Source organism: Citrobacter sp. TBCS-14 (genome assembly GCF_005280805.1).
GTDB classification, from domain to species: domain Bacteria; phylum Pseudomonadota; class Gammaproteobacteria; order Enterobacterales; family Enterobacteriaceae; genus Citrobacter; species Citrobacter gillenii.
Genome location: NZ_SZWM01000185.1, coordinates 692,038 through 707,504, shown reverse-complemented (window position 1 = coordinate 707,504; position 15,467 = coordinate 692,038). Strand labels below are relative to the sequence as shown.

The following is a 15,467-nucleotide window of genomic DNA, read 5'->3' as shown; positions in this document are numbered from 1 at the left end:
AGAAGGTTCTGCGGTACGTGTTGGACTGGGTACTCAGTTCAGCTTTACCAAAAACTTCAGCGCATATACCGATGCCAGCTACCTCGGCGGTGGTGATGTCGATCAAGACTGGTCTGCGAATGCAGGCGTTAAATATACCTGGTAAGAATTCCTATTAGAGGACTCGGTATTTTAATCCCAATAAGCCCGTCAAGGATTTGACGGGCTTTTATGCAAGGAATGCGTAAATGTTATCTGTAGATAAGCCTTTTCTGGAATTTGGTAAGCTGGATAAATGTTTGTCGAAATATGGCGAGCGTTTTGAATATGAAAATGAAAAACAAATAATATATTCCAGTGATGTAAATAAAAACGACACTTTTGTTGTTTTAAAGGGGGTTGTCTCGCTGAGGCGAGGAGAAACCATACTGGTTGGCATTACACAGGCACCGTTTATTATGGGACTTGCTGATGGTGTGATGAAAACAGATATTCAATATAGATTAATAACAGAAGGTTACTGTACGGGTTATTATCTGCCCGCGTCCCAAACGATTAATATCATTGAACAATGCCAGCTATGGCGCGAGGCCTTTAGCTGGTTAGCATGGCAGCACTGCATGCTTGAATTACGCGACCTGCAATTAATTGGCAATAACTCCTACGATCAAATCCGCGCCACGCTGATATCCATGATGAAATGGGATGAGTTACTGCGCTCTCGCGTTGGTGTTATGAACTATATCCACCAACGAACACGTATTTCACGCTCTGTCGTCGCAGAAATTCTCGCGGCACTGCGTAAAGGCGGCTACATTGAAATGAATAAAGGCAAACTGGTGAATATTAACCGTTTGCCTTTTGAGTACTAAATCAGGATGCGGGGATAACCTGGGGTTTGTTTCCGCTCAACTCACTCACCAGATCGTTGATACCATCGCTCATATTGGTAAATCGGGTCAGCGGAGAACGGGTAACCACAATAAAGGCCCCTACGTTTTTCTGCGGGATCATCGCCATATAGGTAATGAATCCACCACCCCCACCGGTTTTTTGAATAATCCCCGGGCGGCCATTTTTCGGTGCCATATAGACCCAGCCCAGGCCCAGCGCATCGGCTTTGCCTGGCACGTCCATGCCAATTACTTTGGTTAACTGTGTACGCTGATAAATCAGCGTCTGCATCCGGTCAGCCTGCTGGCTGCGCTGATAAAAGTCTGAAGAGAGATACTGCTGCATCCAGCGCATCATATCGCCAGGCGTCGAATAGACACCGCCGCTGCCCATAGCCGCCAGCGTATTGTTACACGGGCTGGCCCCTTTTTCGGCGACCATCAGGCGCTTGCACTGATCGGGTGAAGGCGTAAACGTGGTGTCTTTCATCCCGAGCGGTCGGGTAATTTTCTCTTCAAACAGCTGTTGATAAGGCTTACCGGACGCGGCTGCCAGCGCATCGGCCAGTAGATCGAACGCCAGATTCGAGTAGGAGGCCTGCGATCCGGGAGCAGCTTTCAGCGTGGCGGTAGAGAGGTAACTCCAGCGCTGCTCGCGCGTTGGCCAGACAAATACCGGGCGTTTTGCCGCACCGCCTGGCTGCTCGCGGGGTAGGGCGCTGGTATGAGTCGCCAGATTCACCAGCGTGATCGGCGTTCCCTGCCAGGTCGGGACTCGTGCACCGGGCGGTGCATATTTACTCAATGGATCGTTCAGTTTTACCGTGCCCTGATCGAGTAATTTGACCAGCATTTCACTGGTCATTAATTTGGTAATTGAGGCGATGCGGATCACCGAATCCAGCTGCGGATGAACATTATTGCCAGGGCGTGTTTCGCCAAAGCTGCGAAATACACGCTGATTACCGTCAATGACCACGAGCGCCATTCCCGTCGCCCCGCTGCCGTAGAAGATATGATCGGCGTAACGATCGACGATATCAGAGGCGAAGACCGGATCGGTGATAGGCTGTGCCGCCTGGACAGATGTCAATGACGCCGCACACAGCGCGGCAGAAAAAAGCAGACTACGTTTCAACGGTGGTGTCCATGAGTTAGGGGTAGTAAAAAAGGATGACGTGCGTATGCGTATTTATACTACTCATCGGCATATTGCAAAGTGCTATTACGCCAATCATAGTGTGAAAAACGTAACGATGAGTAAACGTTACCTTTTCCCCCGGAGTGGATGTTCGCTTTTGTGATCTCACGCTGCGATAATCTGAATATGCCGGAACGCTGTCAGGTATGAAAACCATAGAAACAATTCTTCAGGGCCGGTAGCGAACTAAGCGCGTCGGTTCTGGTCACAATTGTCGGTTTCAGCATGTGTTTATTGGGCGTTAGCCGTCTTGCCATCGTTTGCACGCTGGCAAATGCACAGCAGTCGTCATAACGATAAGAAGTTAGCAGGAGAGCACTATGTTTACGTCTTTTTTCCCAAAGCCGGGACCGTTCTTTATTTCGGCATTTATTTGGGCACTGGTCGCCGTTGTATTCTGGCAGGCAGGTGGGGGAGCCTGGGTTGCACATATCACCGGCGCATCGGGTGATGTGCCTATAAGCGCCGCCCGGTTCTGGTCGCTGGATTATCTGATTTTTTATGCATATTACCTTCTCTGCGTCGGCCTGTTCGCCGCGTTCTGGTTTATCTACTGTCCACACCGTTGGCAGTATTGGTCCATACTGGGCACGTCGCTGATTATCTTTGTGACCTGGTTTCTGGTTGAAGTCGGGGTTGCCGTCAACGCCTGGTATGCGCCGTTCTATGACCTGATTCAAACCGCACTGAGCGCTCCTCATAAGGTGAAGATTGAACAGTTCTATCATGAAGTGGGGATCTTCCTTGGCATCGCACTAATTGCCGTAGTAATTGGGGTGATGAACAATTTCTTCGTCAGCCATTACGTGTTCCGCTGGCGTACCGCGATGAACGAACATTATATGGCGCACTGGCAGCATCTGCGTCATATCGAAGGCGCCGCGCAGCGTGTGCAGGAAGACACCATGCGTTTCGCCTCTACGCTGGAAGATATGGGCGTCAGTTTTATCAATGCGATTATGACGCTGATTGCCTTCTTACCGGTGCTGGTCACGCTGTCTGCGCATGTCCCTGATCTGCCGATTGTTGGCCATGTTCCCTATGGTCTGGTGATTGCTGCCATTGTCTGGTCGTTGATGGGCACCGGCTTGCTGGCGGTGGTGGGGATCAAACTCCCGGGTCTGGAGTTTAAAAACCAGCGCGTGGAAGCTGCTTACCGTAAAGAACTGGTCTACGGCGAAGATGATGCTAATCGCGCAACGCCGCCGACCGTGCGTGAACTGTTTCACGCGGTGCGTCAGAACTATTTCCGCCTCTATTTTCACTATATGTACTTTAATATCGCCCGTATTCTTTACCTGCAGGTGGATAACGTTTTCGGTTTGTTCCTGCTGTTTCCGTCAATTGTTGCCGGTACGATTACGCTCGGTCTGATGACGCAAATCACCAACGTGTTTGGTCAGGTGCGCGGATCGTTCCAGTATCTGATTAACTCCTGGACGACGTTAGTGGAATTAATGTCTATCTATAAGCGTCTGCGCAGCTTCGAACGTGAGCTGGATGGTCAGGATATTCAGGCCGTAACCCATACGCTTAGCTAACAAAAGGAGATGTTATGTCGACGGTTTCCCGTCTTTACCCCTGGTCTTGTCTGGCGGCGTTGGTGCTGGTGGGATGCAGTAGCCAGTCTTCGCAGCCGTTAAAAAAAGGGGAGAAAGCCGTCGATGTGGCGAGCGTGGTCCGTCAGAAGATGCCGGCCAGCGTGAAGGACAGAGACGCCTGGGCGCAGGATCTGGCCAGGACGTTTGAAAGCCAGAAGCTGGCACCGACGGTTGAGAATGTCTGTTCGGTGCTGGCGGTAGCGCAGCAGGAGTCTAACTATCAGGCGGACCCGGCGGTACCGGGCTTAAATAAAATAGCCTGGAAAGAGATCGACCGCCGCGCTGAGCGCATGCATATTCCGCTGTTTGTGGTGCACACCGCGCTGAAGATTAACTCGCCGACCGGCAAAACCTACAGCGAGCGTCTGGATTCGGTAAAAACGGAAAAGCAGCTTAGCGCTATTTTTGATGATTTTATCAATATGGTGCCGATGGGGCAGACGCTATTCGGTTCGCTTAATCCGGTGCATACAGGCGGTCCGATGCAGGTCAGCATCGCGTTTGCTGAACAACACGCTTCAGGCTATCCGTGGAAAATGGCGGGGACGGTACGTCAGGAAGTCTTCACCCGTCGTGGTGGGCTGTGGTTCGGGACCTATCATTTGCTGAATTACCCGGCGAACTATAGCGCGCCTATCTTCCGTTTCGCTGATTTTAATGCGGGCTGGTACGCCAGTCGTAATGCGGCTTTCCAGAACGCGGTGACTAAGGCCAGCGGCGTGAAACTGGCGTTGGACGGTGATTTGATTCGCTATGACAGCAACGATCCGGGCAAAACAGAGCTGGCGGTACGTAAGCTGGCCGGGAAGCTGGACATGAGCGAGAGTGATATCCATCGGCAGTTGCAAAAAGGTGACAGCCTCGCGTTTGAAGAGACCGCGTTGTACAAGAACGTGTATAAGCTAGCGGAAGCGAAAACGGGCAAAACCTTACCCCGCGAAATGCTGCCGGGTATTCAGCTCGAAAGTCCAAAGATTACCCGTAATCTGACCACCGCGTGGTTTGCGAAACGGGTGGATGAGCGACGGGTAAAATGTATGGGTCAGTCATCTTTGTGATGGCGTTGGCGCCAGTGCAACACGGCTGCGATGGTGCCAAGAATCAGACCGCCGACCAGGAAGGGAATCAAACCAAAAATTGTTCCTACGCCCAACCCGATCTCGATGTGCGGGCGTCCGCTCTCCTGCATTTGCAGTTGCATTAGCTGTTCATAAATACCGGGTGCGTGAGCCAGTAGGGTTAATACCTGCGCCCCGACCCAAAAGCAAAACAGCACAAAGACGGCATAGACAATGTTGCCGGTCAGCGAGGAGGGATCCCGATGCTTGCCCTTAAACGGGAATTTTGAGAGCGTAAAATCAGCCATAAAGACCTCCAGCAACAACCTGCTTTTCTTGACGTAATGCCAGTAACTGACAGTGAGTCTGACAGGTGATCGGGATTGTCAATATCAGAATGATGGTAATTTCAGCCAGGGATTATTCCTGGATTTCGTTTTTTTGCCTGTCGTCACAAATATGTAACCTTAAGTGAAATTAGATTACATCTAAGAAATTCTGCCTACGCCACAGACCGCCAGAGAGAAATGTGCGAGGATGCGTCTTTATAACGTTGTGATCCCCGGAGCTGTTATGAACCTGCCTGTAAAACTTCGCCGCGACTGGCACTACTACGCGTTTGCTATTGGGCTTATCTTTATTCTCAACGGGGTGGTGGGATTACTGGGATTTGAAGCGAAGGGGGGGCAAACCTATGCGGTGGGGCTGGTTACCTGGGTGATTAGCTTTTGGCTTGCCGGATTGATTATCCGCCGCCGCGCGGAAGATGACGAAACGCAGGATGCCCAATAGCTATCGGGCACCCTGGCGGGGGGTTACATACTGGTTTTCAGCGCGCTGTTTGCCGCGTGACGCTCCAGCGCCAGTTCGATCAGACGGGTGATCAAATCGGTATAACCTAAGCCGCTCGCCTGCCACAGTTTTGGATACATACTGATATTGGTGAAGCCCGGTAGCGTGTTGATCTCGTTGATCACCACGTCATTTTCCGCGGTTAAGAACACATCTACGCGTGCCATGCCAGCGCAACCCAGCGTCTGGTAAGCCTGGATCGCTATCTCGCGGATCTTGTCGTTAATCTCCGGCGCAATGGCCGCCGGGACCACGACTTTGGCACCGTTATCGTCAATGTACTTGGTGTCATAGGCGTAAAAATCGCTGTTCAGAACGATCTCGCCACAGGTGCTGGCCTGCGGATGATCGTTTCCCAGCACCGCGCATTCGATCTCACGACCAACGACCCCTTGTTCCACCACCACTTTATGGTCGAACTCAAATGCCAGCGCCACGGCCTGGTTATATTGAGCTTCGTTGGTGACTTTGCTGACCCCAACGGACGAGCCCTGATTAGCCGGCTTGACGAACAGCGGCAGGCCCAGGCGCGATTCAACCTCTGCGAAGCTGATGCTATTACGATTAGCGCGGGTGAGCGTAATAAAGGGGGCAATGTTTAATCCGGCGTCGCGCAGCAGACGTTTAGTCACGTCTTTATCCATGCATGCCGCTGAGCCCAGCACGTCGGAACCGACGAACGGGAGATTTGCCACGCGCAGCATACCTTGCAGGGAACCATCTTCGCCCAACGTACCGTGCACAATCGGGAAAATAACATCGACGGTTTGCAGCGGCTGACCGTTGTGCGCATCAATCAACTGGTGTTCTTGCTTTCCCGGTACCTGCGCCAGGCTGGTTGCCGAAGGACGCAGCGCAATACGCGCCGGGTCGTTGGCATTAAGTAGATAGTTGCTGGCATCGCTGACGTGCCATTGCCCTTCTTTATCAATACCTAACAGCACAACATCAAAGCGAGTCTTGTCGATGGCATCGACAATATTTTTTGCCGATTGCAATGACACTTCATGTTCTGCTGATTTACCACCAAATACGATTCCTACCCGCAACTTTGCCATCTTAAAAACCCATTCCATGAATGCAAAGCACATACATTACCACGACAAAACGCAGGATTCCTCGGCTTCTGGCAGAATGTTTTCGTGCGTCGCCAGGGAAAGGAAACTCACAAATCTGCGCTGGAGCCTCAAAGCATATTCCCCTGCAATAAATAGGGGTTATGTGTGATGAATATCACAAATATGATGAGCGGGGAGATAAAATACTAAACTGTGAGGTATCGCACCTCTGGGCCCTTGTCCGGACACGTAATTTGTTAAGCTGCTCGCAGTTTTCAGCTACTTATCGTTATGAGTCCCTATGGAATCCTGGAGAGTTAACCTTATTTCCGTTTGGTTCGGGTGCTTTTTTACCGGGCTGGCGATCAGCCAAATCCTGCCTTTTTTACCGCTCTATGTTTCCCAGCTTGGGGTGACCTCGCATGAAGCGCTGTCGATGTGGTCCGGGTTAACGTTTAGCGTCACCTTTCTGATTTCCGCCATTGTTTCGCCGATGTGGGGCAGTTTAGCCGATCGTAAAGGGCGTAAGCTGATGCTGCTGCGCGCCTCGCTGGGGATGGCGATTGCGATTTTATTGCAGGCCTTTGCCACTAATGTCTGGCAGCTTTTCCTGCTGCGTGGTGTGATGGGATTAACGTCGGGATACATCCCCAATGCGATGGCGTTAGTGGCGTCGCAGGTTCCGCGTGAGCGCAGCGGTTGGGCGCTAAGTACGCTCTCTACGGCACAGATTAGCGGGGTGATTGGTGGGCCGCTGATGGGCGGTTTTATTGCCGACCACGTGGGCTTGCGCGCGGTATTTTGTATTACCGCCGGGCTGCTGGTGGTCAGTTTCATGGTCACGTTATTCTTCATTAAAGAGGGTGTGCGCCCAACGATTAAAAAAAGTGAACGCTTAAGCGGCAAGGCTGTGTTCGCCTCGTTGCCTTATCCGGCGCTGGTGATCAGCCTGTTTTTTACTACCCTGGTTATCCAGTTGTGCAACGGATCAATCGGTCCCATTCTGGCACTGTTTATTAAATCGATGGTGCCAGACAGCGGCAATATTGCCTTTCTCAGCGGGCTGATTGCCTCGGTGCCTGGTATATCGGCGCTGATTTCAGCCCCCCGGCTGGGCAAATTAGGCGATCGGGTGGGAACTGAACGGATCCTCATGGCGACGCTTATCTTTGCCGTGGTGCTGTTTTTCGCCATGTCCTGGGTCACAACGCCGTTGCAGTTGGGGGTATTGCGTTTCCTGCTAGGCTTTGCCGATGGCGCAATGCTTCCTGCCGTGCAAACGCTACTGGTGAAATACTCCAGCGACCAGGTAACTGGGCGTATTTTTGGCTATAACCAGTCGTTTATGTATCTGGGCAACGTCGCCGGACCGTTAATGGGAGCCACCGTGTCGGCCATGGCGGGTTTTCGCTGGGTGTTTATCGCGACCGCGAGCATTGTGATGATCAACATTTGGCAACTGGCTGTCGCGTTACGACGTCGGCGTCGCACGCACTGAATGGCGAATAAACCCCGTTGGCTGTCAGCGGGGTTTATCCATAAGTTTGTATTATATTATTGGGTGATTATTAAGCTTCTCACCCTTTTATATTGAATAATTCTGTCGTAATTCCCAATTCATCTTATTTTGCGGTGTGATTGTTTTCGCAAAACGTTTTATTTCTGCTAAAAATACAACTTTCATCCCCTAGGCAGTTGGGAGCCATAATGCTACCGTGACCCATATTTTGTTAAGGGAATACACAAATGAAAAATCTCGTCACTGAGTTGTTACTTAAGCTCGCCCAAAAAGAAGAAGAGTCACAGGACCTCGCCGCGCAGGTAGAAACCTTAGAGCGCGTTATCATGGAAATGCTGCATACGATGGCGACGCATGAGCAGCAAACACTGATTCGTCATATTGAGGGCGCGCTGGCAGGCGTAAGCCGCATGCCAGCCTGTTTAACAACCTTGCATGACGTCGGCGAGAGGGTACCCAAAGCGTATTGAGGTTTGCGTAGCGCCTCACGACGTTGAATCATCATAAAAGTGTCACATCAAATACTTATAGTCGCTTTGTTTTAATTTTACCGTATTTATACATGGAGAAAATAAAGTGAAACAAAGCGCACTCGCTATTGCCCTGTTACCTTTGCTGTTTACCCCGGTTATTTATGCAGAATCATCTGCTGTGCCGGTTATGGATAATCGCGCCGCTCAGGGGGATATCACCACGCCGGGTGGCGCTCGCCGATTAGCCGGCGATCAAACGACCGCTCTGCGTGATTCACTGATTAATAAACCGGCTAAAAATATTATTTTGCTGATTGGCGATGGTATGGGTGACTCAGAAATTACTGCAGCGCGAAATTATGCCGAAGGCGCGGGCGGCTTTTTTAAAGGGATTGATGCGCTACCCCTGACTGGACAATACACCCACTATTCGCTGGATAAGAAAACGGGTAAACCCGATTACGTGACAGATTCAGCGGCTTCGGCAACGGCGTGGACCACCGGGGTTAAATCCTATAATGGTGCGCTGGGCGTTGATATCCATGAAAAAGATCACGCCACGATTCTGGAAATGGCAAAAGCCGCAGGTCTGGCTACCGGCAACGTTTCTACTGCTGAATTACAGGATGCCACTCCGGCTGCGCTGGTTGCGCATGTGACGTCACGTAAATGCTACGGTCCGAGCGTGACCCGTGAAAAATGCCCGACTAATGCGCTGGAAAACGGCGGTAAAGGGTCAATCACTGAACAATTGTTGAATGCTCGTGCCGACGTCACGCTGGGGGGCGGGGCAAAAACGTTTGCTGAAACCGCTGCTACGGGTGAATGGCAGGGCAAGACGCTGCGTGAGCAGGCGCAGATGCGCGGCTATCAGTTGGTGAGCGACGCCGCATCGCTTGCGGCAATCACTGACGCCAGTCAGGATAAACCGCTGCTGGGGTTGTTCTCTGAAGGTAATATGCCGGTGCGTTGGGAAGGACCAAAAGCCTCGTATCATGGCAACATTGATAAGCCGGCTGTGACCTGTACGCCAAATGCCAAACGCAACGACACGGTGCCGACGCTGGCACAGATGACGGATAAAGCGATTGAGCTGTTAAGCAAAAATGAAAAAGGCTTCTTCCTGCAGGTGGAAGGCGCGTCAATCGATAAACAGGATCATGCTGCTAACCCGTGCGGGCAGATTGGCGAAACGGTTGATCTGGACGAAGCCGTACAGCGCGCGCTGGCCTTTGCGAAGAAAGACGGTAATACGCTGGTGGTGGTAACCGCCGATCACGCGCATGCCAGCCAGATAGTGGCGCCAGATACCAAAGCGCCGGGCCTGACTCAGGCGCTGAACACCAAAGATGGCGCGGTGATGGTCATCAGCTACGGCAACTCTGAAGAAGAATCTCAGGAGCATACGGGCAGCCAACTGCGTATTGCTGCCTATGGGCCGCATGCGGCGAATGTGGTTGGCCTGACCGACCAGACCGATTTGTTCTACACCATGAAATCGGCCTTAGGGCTGAAATAAGTACACGCCCGGCGGCATTACTTTTGCTGTCGGGTGGTTTTTTTATCGTTAGCAGCCAGACTTATCTGTGTCTCGTCGTTCAGAAAAGGAAGGTGCTATGAAAATATCATTAGTCATGACGTTGCTTTTTGGTCTGCTTTTTTTAGCGACTGTTGGCGCCGCCGAGAAAACGCTAACCCCGCAACAACAACGAATGACCACCTGTAACCAGCAGGCCACTGCGCAGACCTTAAAAGGGGATGCGCGTAAGAGCTATATGAGTGATTGCCTGAAAAACAGTAAATCGGCCCCCGAGGAAAAAAGCCTGACGCCACAGCAACAGAAGATGCGTGAATGTAATGTTCAGGCAACGGAACAGTCGCTGAAAGGTGATGATCGCAATAAATTTATGAGTGCCTGCCTGAAAAAAGCAGCGTAATTGCGTAGTACATAAGGGTGAGCAGCAAAATTCGCTCACCCGAAATATCATACTCCCGCGCACGTCCTCCTTTCTATAATTTGGGAAATTTGTTTCAGAATGTTCCTAAATACGATGAATGATGAAAGTTTCTATCAAAAAAAGGTCGTCCCAAATGAAGCGGTTTTATCGCTTCATCAAAATGACCATCAGCGCTCCGGACTGCGATTTGCCCGACGGATCAGGCTGCCGCGCGCGGTGGGATTGGGCGGGATGTTTTTCCCTATCGCGTCGGTCCTGGTGTCTCAGCCGATCACCGGAGGCTGGTGGCTTTTATTGGTAGGATGGGCTTTTGTCTGGCCGCATCTGGCATGGCAGTTGGCGGGCAAAGCAGATGACCCGATGCATAGCGAATTCACCAACTTAAAAGCCGATGCGATTCTGACCGGAATGTGGATAGGGCTGATGGGGGTAAACCTGCTACCGTCGACGGCCCTACTGATGATTATCTGTATTAACCTGATGGGCGCAGGGGGAATACGGTTATTCATCGCCGGTCTGGTGTTGACGATTGTCTCATGTCTGGTCACCCTGCAACTGACGGACATCCCCGTGGTGTTTAGCAGTACGCAACTGAGTGTGATGTTGTCGCTGCCGGTGTTGGTGTTGTATCCGCTGCTGTTTGCGTGGGTGAGCTATAAGACGGTCATCAAACTGGCTGAGCACAAGCGTCGGTTGCAGGTGATGAGCACGCGAGATGGTATGACCGGTGTGTATAACCGACGTCATTGGGAGCTTTTGCTGCGCAATGAATTTGATAACTGCCGCCGTTATCAGCGCGACGCCACGTTACTGATTATCGATATCGACCACTTCAAAAGTATTAACGATACCTGGGGCCATGACGTTGGCGATGAGGCTATTGTCGCGCTAACGCGTCAGTTGCAGATGACGCTGCGCGGCAGCGATGTCATAGGGCGTTTTGGTGGCGATGAATTTGCTGTGATTATGTGCGGTACCCCGGCGAGCAGCGCCATCGCCGCCATGTCTCGTGTCCACGAACGACTCAGCCTATTGCGATTGTCCTGTGCTCCGCAGGTTGCTCTGCGTATCAGCGTCGGCGTCGCACCGTTGACTTCAGAAACGGAACACTATCGAGAATGGCTGAAATCGGCGGATATGGCGCTTTATAAAGCAAAGAATTCCGGACGTAACCGCACTGAAGCGGCGGCCTGACGTCCGGTTGCCCACTCAGGATTTGCTTAGTTTTTCCGACTGTTCCATGCACTTAACCATCGCTTCAATGACTGAAGAACGGAAACCACGGGCCTCCAGAACGCGCACGGCCTCAATGGTTGTTCCACCTGGTGAGCACACCATATCCTTCAGTTCTCCAGGATGTTTTCCTGTTTCGAGAACCATTTTTGCTGACCCCATCACCGCCTGTGCGGCGAATTTATACGCCTGCGCGCGGGGCATGCCGCCCTGGACGGCCGCATCAGCCATCGCTTCAATAAACATAAACACGTAGGCCGGCGCAGAACCGCTGACGCCGACGACCGGGTGAATCATCGATTCCGCAATCACTTCAGCTTCGCCAAAGCAGCGGAAAATATTTAATACGTCAGCCGTATCTTCCGGCGTCACCAGCGCGTTTGGCGTTACGGAGGTCATGCCCGCATTAACCAGCGACGGTGTGTTGGGCATCGCGCGGATAATTTTACGGTCATGACCCAGCGCGCGGGCAAGCTGATCGAGCGTGACGCCAGCGGCAATAGAGACGACCAGTGAATCTTTGTTCAGGCTGGAGGTGATTTCGCTCAGCACTTTAACCATGATGCCGGGTTTCACAGCACCAAAGACAATATCGGCAATTTGGGCGACTTCCTGCGCCGACTGCGCGGCGTTGATGCCGTACTGGTCGTGTAATGCGGCGACTTTATCAGGAGAGGGGGTATAGACCCAGATTTGTCCGGGGAGAACCTGACCACTGGCGATCATGCCTCCAAGAATGGCTTTGCCCATATTGCCGCAGCCGATAAAACCAATTTTCTTGTCCATCTTGTCACTCCCTATGCGTGATATTCATTGTTTTATACCCGTCATACTTTTGAATTACTTAGGGTATACCTGGGAAAGTTAAGCTTAGCGCGGAATGGATATGTTCAGAAGGAGAAACAGCACTTTGCCGGAAAGTAAAAGCACGAGACAATGTGCGATTGCACAGGAACCAGGAGGTGTTATGACAATATGGGTGGATGCGGATGCGTGTCCGAATGTGATTAAAGATATTTTGTACCGGGCTTCAGAGCGTATGCAGATGCCGCTGATTTTGGTCGCCAACCAGAGTTTGCGCGTGCCGCCTTCGCGTTTTATCCGTACATTACGTGTTCCTGCCGGGTTTGATGTTGCCGATAACGAGATTGTGCGCCAGTGTAGCGCAGGCGATTTGGTGGTAACGGCGGATATACCGCTGGCTTCTGAAGTGATTGAAAAAGGGGCCGCGGCGCTGAATCCTCGTGGCGAACGCTATACCGAAGCCACCATCCGTGAACGTCTGATGATGCGTGATTTTATGGATACACTCCGTGCCAGTGGGATCCAGACCGGATGCCCGGACACGCTTTCACCGCGCGACCGACAGCATTTTGCTGCTGAACTGGATAAGTGGTGGCTGGAAGTTCAGCGTAGAAAATAACGACTGTAATTTATTTTTTACACTTTCATCATTGTGAAATCTTGTTATAGTGAGAATTAATGGGCTTTTTAGTCTGTGGTGGAACTTATTCTTTACGTTTTGGTGATGTACTAGTTTGATGGTATGATTATAACTTTAACAGCATCAGATCCCGCTTGTGGGCGGCTCTCTGGGGAATTTCTTCGATGACGCAACCTCTTTTTCTTGTTGGCCCGCGGGGATGTGGTAAGACGACAACCGGTATGGCGCTGGCGAAAGCTATCGACTTCCAGTTTGTTGATACCGATCGCTGGTTGCAATCACATGTGCAAATGACCGTTGCCGAAATCGTTGAAAGAGAGGGGTGGGAAGGATTTCGCGCTCAGGAGACGACCGCTTTGCAGGCCGTGACCGGCCCCTCAACGGTTATTGCGACCGGTGGCGGCATTATTCTTACCGAATATAACCGTCACTACATGCGAAATAACGGCATGGTCATTTATTTAAGCGCGCCGGTCTCGGTACTGGTGAGTCGCCTGGAAGCCGCGCCTGAAGAAGGATTGCGCCCAACCTTAACCGGTAAACCGCTGACCGAAGAGGTGCAGGAAGTGCTTGAGCAACGCGACGAGCTGTATCGTCAAGCGGCGCACTTTATTGTTGATGCAACGCACGAACCCTCTCAGGTTGTGGCTGATATCCTGGCGATGATGCCCCAGGCTGCGCCGCGGTTGCAGGGTGGGGTCTATACTTAACGCTTATCCATTCAAAAGGAAGCGCTATGCCGACAAACCCCCCTTATCCACGTAAAGCGACGATTGTTACTGTTGAAAAAGGTACGCCAGGCCAGACGGTCACCTGGTATCAACTCCGCGCTGACCACCCGAAGCCGAATTCGTTGATTAGCGAACATCCGTCCGCGCAGGAAGCAATGGATGCCAAAAAACGCTATGAGGATCCGCAGAAAACCTGAGGTCGGACGCTGTCTGTGTCACATTTTTCGCACGTCTCTGGAGAGTGCGAAAAATGAAAAGTAAACGATAACAATAAATTATTAGAATGATTTGGAATCTTTACACAATGTATTGCTTATCTGCTGCTACGCTTTTGAACATTTGTAGCGCAGGTCAGTGCCCGGCATTTATCCGGGAATTCACAGCAAAGTAAGAAGACGGTGGAGCAACACATGAGTACGTCGTTGGCTATCCTCACGATTGGCGTTGTGCCGATGTGTGAGGTATTACCGCTCCTGACGGAATATATCGATGAGCAACACATTACCCACCATAGTTTGCTAGGGCAGATGCGGCGGGAAGAGGTGATGGCCGAGTACGCCATCTCGCCGGGCGACGATGTGTTATTAACGCTGCTCAGTGACCAACAGTTGGCGCACGTTTCGCGCCAGAAAGTGGAACGCGCGCTGCAAGGTATCGTTGAGGTGCTGGATAATCAGGGCTTTGACGTTATTTTATTGATGAGCACTGCGGTCATTACTCGTCTGACGATCCGAAACGGCATCCTGCTGGAGCCCTTACGTATTATTCCCCCTCTGGTGGCGTCGATTGTCGACGGGCATCAGGTTGGTGTGATTGTACCCGTCACTGAATTACTCGCCGCCCAGACGCAGAAATGGCAGGTGCTACAAACGCCGCCAGTCTATGCCGTGGCCAATCCCATTGATGGCACTGAACAACAACTGATTGATGCTGGAAAGCAACTTCTTGAACAAGGTGCCGACGTGATTATGCTCGACTGCCTGGGGTTTAATCAGCGTCATCGTGATGTACTGCAAAAATCACTCGACGTTCCGGTACTGTTGTCGAATGTGCTGATAGCCCGTCTGGCTTCGGAACTTCTGGCGTAATTTTGCGTGACAGAGGGAACGTCAGGCCCCTATATTGGTTGTTAACTTAATAACGAGATAGGGCCAGTGGTATGCTTCAAAGTAATGAATACTTTTCCGGCAAAGTAAAATCGATTGGTTTTACCAGCAGCAGTACTGGCCGCGCCAGCGTGGGTGTGATGGTGGAAGGCGAGTACACCTTTGGCACGGCGGCACCTGAAGAGATGACGGTGGTGAGCGGGGCATTGAATGTATTGCTGCCGGGCGAAACTGAGTGGAAAGTGTATGCTGCCGGGGAGACGTTTAACGTGCCTGGGCACAGTGAATTTCATCTGCAGGTCGCAGAGCCGACGTCCTATCTTTGCCGTTACCTGTAAGCGTAATATGCCGGATAAGCCGC

General features: G+C 51.6%; 19 protein-coding genes. 15 read left to right on the top strand and 4 right to left on the bottom strand.

The annotated features are described in order from the left end of the window. The coding region (locus FDX22_RS12035) for an autotransporter outer membrane beta-barrel domain-containing protein (RefSeq protein WP_146717242.1) at nt 1-145 on the top strand (145 nt) is incomplete at its 5' end. Between the two features lie 82 nt (nt 146-227). Beyond that, nucleotides 228-851 (top strand): hydrogen peroxide resistance inhibitor IprA, encoded by a 624-nt coding sequence (iprA, locus tag FDX22_RS12030; protein ID WP_115259261.1) that lies wholly within the window; start codon nt 228-230, stop codon nt 849-851. A 1-nt stretch (nt 852) separates the two neighbouring features. On the opposite strand, the gene ampH is transcribed toward iprA, so the two are convergent. Continuing rightward, complete coding sequence (gene ampH, locus FDX22_RS12025) at nt 853-2,010, bottom strand: D-alanyl-D-alanine-carboxypeptidase/endopeptidase AmpH (protein WP_096758119.1); 1,158 nt, start codon at nt 2,008-2,010, stop codon at nt 853-855. Nucleotides 2,011-2,393: 383 nt separating this feature from the next. On the opposite strand from ampH, the gene sbmA reads away from it, so the two are divergent. Both sbmA and FDX22_RS12015 read left to right on the top strand, forming a co-directional pair. Further along, entirely contained in the window at nt 2,394-3,614 is a 1,221-nt protein-coding gene (gene sbmA, locus FDX22_RS12020) for a peptide antibiotic transporter SbmA (protein ID WP_096758118.1), read from the top strand. Between the two features lie 14 nt (nt 3,615-3,628). Further along, on the top strand, nt 3,629-4,732 hold the full coding sequence (locus FDX22_RS12015; RefSeq protein ID WP_146717241.1) for a DUF1615 domain-containing protein: 1,104 nt from the start codon (nt 3,629-3,631) through the stop codon (nt 4,730-4,732). Here FDX22_RS12015 and FDX22_RS12010 read toward each other — a convergent pair. Beyond that, entirely contained in the window at nt 4,717-5,040 is a 324-nt protein-coding gene (locus tag FDX22_RS12010) for a DUF2755 family protein (RefSeq protein WP_115259259.1), read from the bottom strand. The two genes, FDX22_RS12015 and FDX22_RS12010, sit on opposite strands and share 16 nt — an antisense overlap. Nucleotides 5,041-5,305: 265 nt before the next feature. Between FDX22_RS12010 and FDX22_RS12005 the strand changes: the two genes are divergently transcribed. Further along, complete coding sequence (locus FDX22_RS12005) at nt 5,306-5,524, top strand: DUF2754 domain-containing protein (protein WP_146717240.1); 219 nt, start codon at nt 5,306-5,308, stop codon at nt 5,522-5,524. Between the two features lie 23 nt (nt 5,525-5,547). On the opposite strand, the gene ddlA is transcribed toward FDX22_RS12005, so the two are convergent. Further along, entirely contained in the window at nt 5,548-6,642 is a 1,095-nt protein-coding gene (gene ddlA, locus FDX22_RS12000; protein WP_096759461.1) for a D-alanine--D-alanine ligase, read from the bottom strand. Between the two features lie 301 nt (nt 6,643-6,943). On the opposite strand from ddlA, the gene FDX22_RS11995 reads away from it, so the two are divergent. The 5 genes from FDX22_RS11995 (at nt 6,944) to adrA (ending at nt 11,786) form a co-directional block, all read left to right on the top strand. Next, nucleotides 6,944-8,140: a multidrug efflux MFS transporter gene (locus FDX22_RS11995; RefSeq protein ID WP_146717239.1), complete on the top strand. Its 1,197-nt coding sequence runs from the start codon at nt 6,944-6,946 to the stop codon at nt 8,138-8,140. A gap of 248 nt (nt 8,141-8,388) precedes the next feature. Then, nucleotides 8,389-8,631 (top strand): sigma-S stabilization anti-adapter protein IraP, encoded by a 243-nt coding sequence (locus FDX22_RS11990; protein WP_096758113.1) that lies wholly within the window; start codon nt 8,389-8,391, stop codon nt 8,629-8,631. A 106-nt stretch (nt 8,632-8,737) separates the two neighbouring features. Then, complete coding sequence (phoA, locus tag FDX22_RS11985; protein ID WP_146717238.1) at nt 8,738-10,153, top strand: alkaline phosphatase; 1,416 nt, start codon at nt 8,738-8,740, stop codon at nt 10,151-10,153. A gap of 97 nt (nt 10,154-10,250) precedes the next feature. Then, complete coding sequence (psiF, locus tag FDX22_RS11980) at nt 10,251-10,571, top strand: phosphate starvation-inducible protein PsiF (RefSeq protein WP_096758111.1); 321 nt, start codon at nt 10,251-10,253, stop codon at nt 10,569-10,571. Nucleotides 10,572-10,670: 99 nt separating this feature from the next. Further along, nucleotides 10,671-11,786, top strand: coding sequence for a diguanylate cyclase AdrA (gene adrA, locus FDX22_RS11975; RefSeq protein WP_115259256.1), 1,116 nt, complete (start codon nt 10,671-10,673; stop codon nt 11,784-11,786). 15 nt (nt 11,787-11,801) lie between these two features. On the opposite strand, the gene proC is transcribed toward adrA, so the two are convergent. Then, a complete protein-coding gene (gene proC / locus FDX22_RS11970) occupies nt 11,802-12,611 on the bottom strand; it encodes a pyrroline-5-carboxylate reductase (RefSeq protein WP_096758109.1) in 810 nt (269 codons plus the stop codon). A 181-nt stretch (nt 12,612-12,792) separates the two neighbouring features. Here proC and FDX22_RS11965 point away from each other — a divergent pair, with 181 nt between their 5' ends. The 5 genes from FDX22_RS11965 (at nt 12,793) to ppnP (ending at nt 15,444) form a co-directional block, all read left to right on the top strand. Continuing rightward, the gene (locus FDX22_RS11965; RefSeq protein WP_146717237.1) at nt 12,793-13,248 is read left to right on the top strand and encodes a YaiI/YqxD family protein; all 456 of its coding nucleotides are present in this window, start codon (nt 12,793-12,795) and stop codon (nt 13,246-13,248) included. A gap of 185 nt (nt 13,249-13,433) precedes the next feature. Continuing rightward, nucleotides 13,434-13,979, top strand: a complete 546-nt coding sequence (aroL, locus tag FDX22_RS11960; protein ID WP_135912477.1) for a shikimate kinase AroL — start codon at nt 13,434-13,436, stop codon at nt 13,977-13,979. Between the two features lie 26 nt (nt 13,980-14,005). Next, nucleotides 14,006-14,197 (top strand): protein YaiA, encoded by a 192-nt coding sequence (yaiA, locus tag FDX22_RS11955; RefSeq protein ID WP_096758106.1) that lies wholly within the window; start codon nt 14,006-14,008, stop codon nt 14,195-14,197. Between the two features lie 213 nt (nt 14,198-14,410). Further along, on the top strand, nt 14,411-15,088 hold the full coding sequence (locus FDX22_RS11950) for an AroM family protein (RefSeq protein ID WP_115259254.1): 678 nt from the start codon (nt 14,411-14,413) through the stop codon (nt 15,086-15,088). 71 nt (nt 15,089-15,159) lie between these two features. After that, nucleotides 15,160-15,444: a pyrimidine/purine nucleoside phosphorylase gene (ppnP, locus tag FDX22_RS11945; protein ID WP_115259253.1), complete on the top strand. Its 285-nt coding sequence runs from the start codon at nt 15,160-15,162 to the stop codon at nt 15,442-15,444. The last annotated feature ends 23 nt before the right edge of the window (nt 15,445-15,467 follow it).

Bases quoted from the DNA above. Each gene is read 5' to 3' on its own strand.
- FDX22_RS11950 (WP_115259254.1), top strand. From the start codon at position 14,411: ATGAGTACGTCGTTGGCTATCCTCACGATTGGCGTTGTGCCGATGTGT.
- adrA (WP_115259256.1), top strand. From the start codon at position 10,671: ATGTTCCTAAATACGATGAATGATGAAAGTTTCTATCAAAAAAAGGTC.
- proC (WP_096758109.1), bottom strand. From the start codon at position 12,611: ATGGACAAGAAAATTGGTTTTATCGGCTGCGGCAATATGGGCAAAGCC.
- ppnP (WP_115259253.1), top strand. From the start codon at position 15,160: ATGCTTCAAAGTAATGAATACTTTTCCGGCAAAGTAAAATCGATTGGT.
- ddlA (WP_096759461.1), bottom strand. From the start codon at position 6,642: ATGGCAAAGTTGCGGGTAGGAATCGTATTTGGTGGTAAATCAGCAGAA.
- FDX22_RS12015 (WP_146717241.1), top strand. From the start codon at position 3,629: ATGTCGACGGTTTCCCGTCTTTACCCCTGGTCTTGTCTGGCGGCGTTG.
- FDX22_RS11995 (WP_146717239.1), top strand. From the start codon at position 6,944: ATGGAATCCTGGAGAGTTAACCTTATTTCCGTTTGGTTCGGGTGCTTT.
- aroL (WP_135912477.1), top strand. From the start codon at position 13,434: ATGACGCAACCTCTTTTTCTTGTTGGCCCGCGGGGATGTGGTAAGACG.
- sbmA (WP_096758118.1), top strand. From the start codon at position 2,394: ATGTTTACGTCTTTTTTCCCAAAGCCGGGACCGTTCTTTATTTCGGCA.
- FDX22_RS12010 (WP_115259259.1), bottom strand. From the start codon at position 5,040: ATGGCTGATTTTACGCTCTCAAAATTCCCGTTTAAGGGCAAGCATCGG.
- yaiA (WP_096758106.1), top strand. From the start codon at position 14,006: ATGCCGACAAACCCCCCTTATCCACGTAAAGCGACGATTGTTACTGTT.
- FDX22_RS11990 (WP_096758113.1), top strand. From the start codon at position 8,389: ATGAAAAATCTCGTCACTGAGTTGTTACTTAAGCTCGCCCAAAAAGAA.
- iprA (WP_115259261.1), top strand. From the start codon at position 228: ATGTTATCTGTAGATAAGCCTTTTCTGGAATTTGGTAAGCTGGATAAA.
- psiF (WP_096758111.1), top strand. From the start codon at position 10,251: ATGAAAATATCATTAGTCATGACGTTGCTTTTTGGTCTGCTTTTTTTA.
- FDX22_RS12005 (WP_146717240.1), top strand. From the start codon at position 5,306: ATGAACCTGCCTGTAAAACTTCGCCGCGACTGGCACTACTACGCGTTT.
- FDX22_RS11965 (WP_146717237.1), top strand. From the start codon at position 12,793: ATGACAATATGGGTGGATGCGGATGCGTGTCCGAATGTGATTAAAGAT.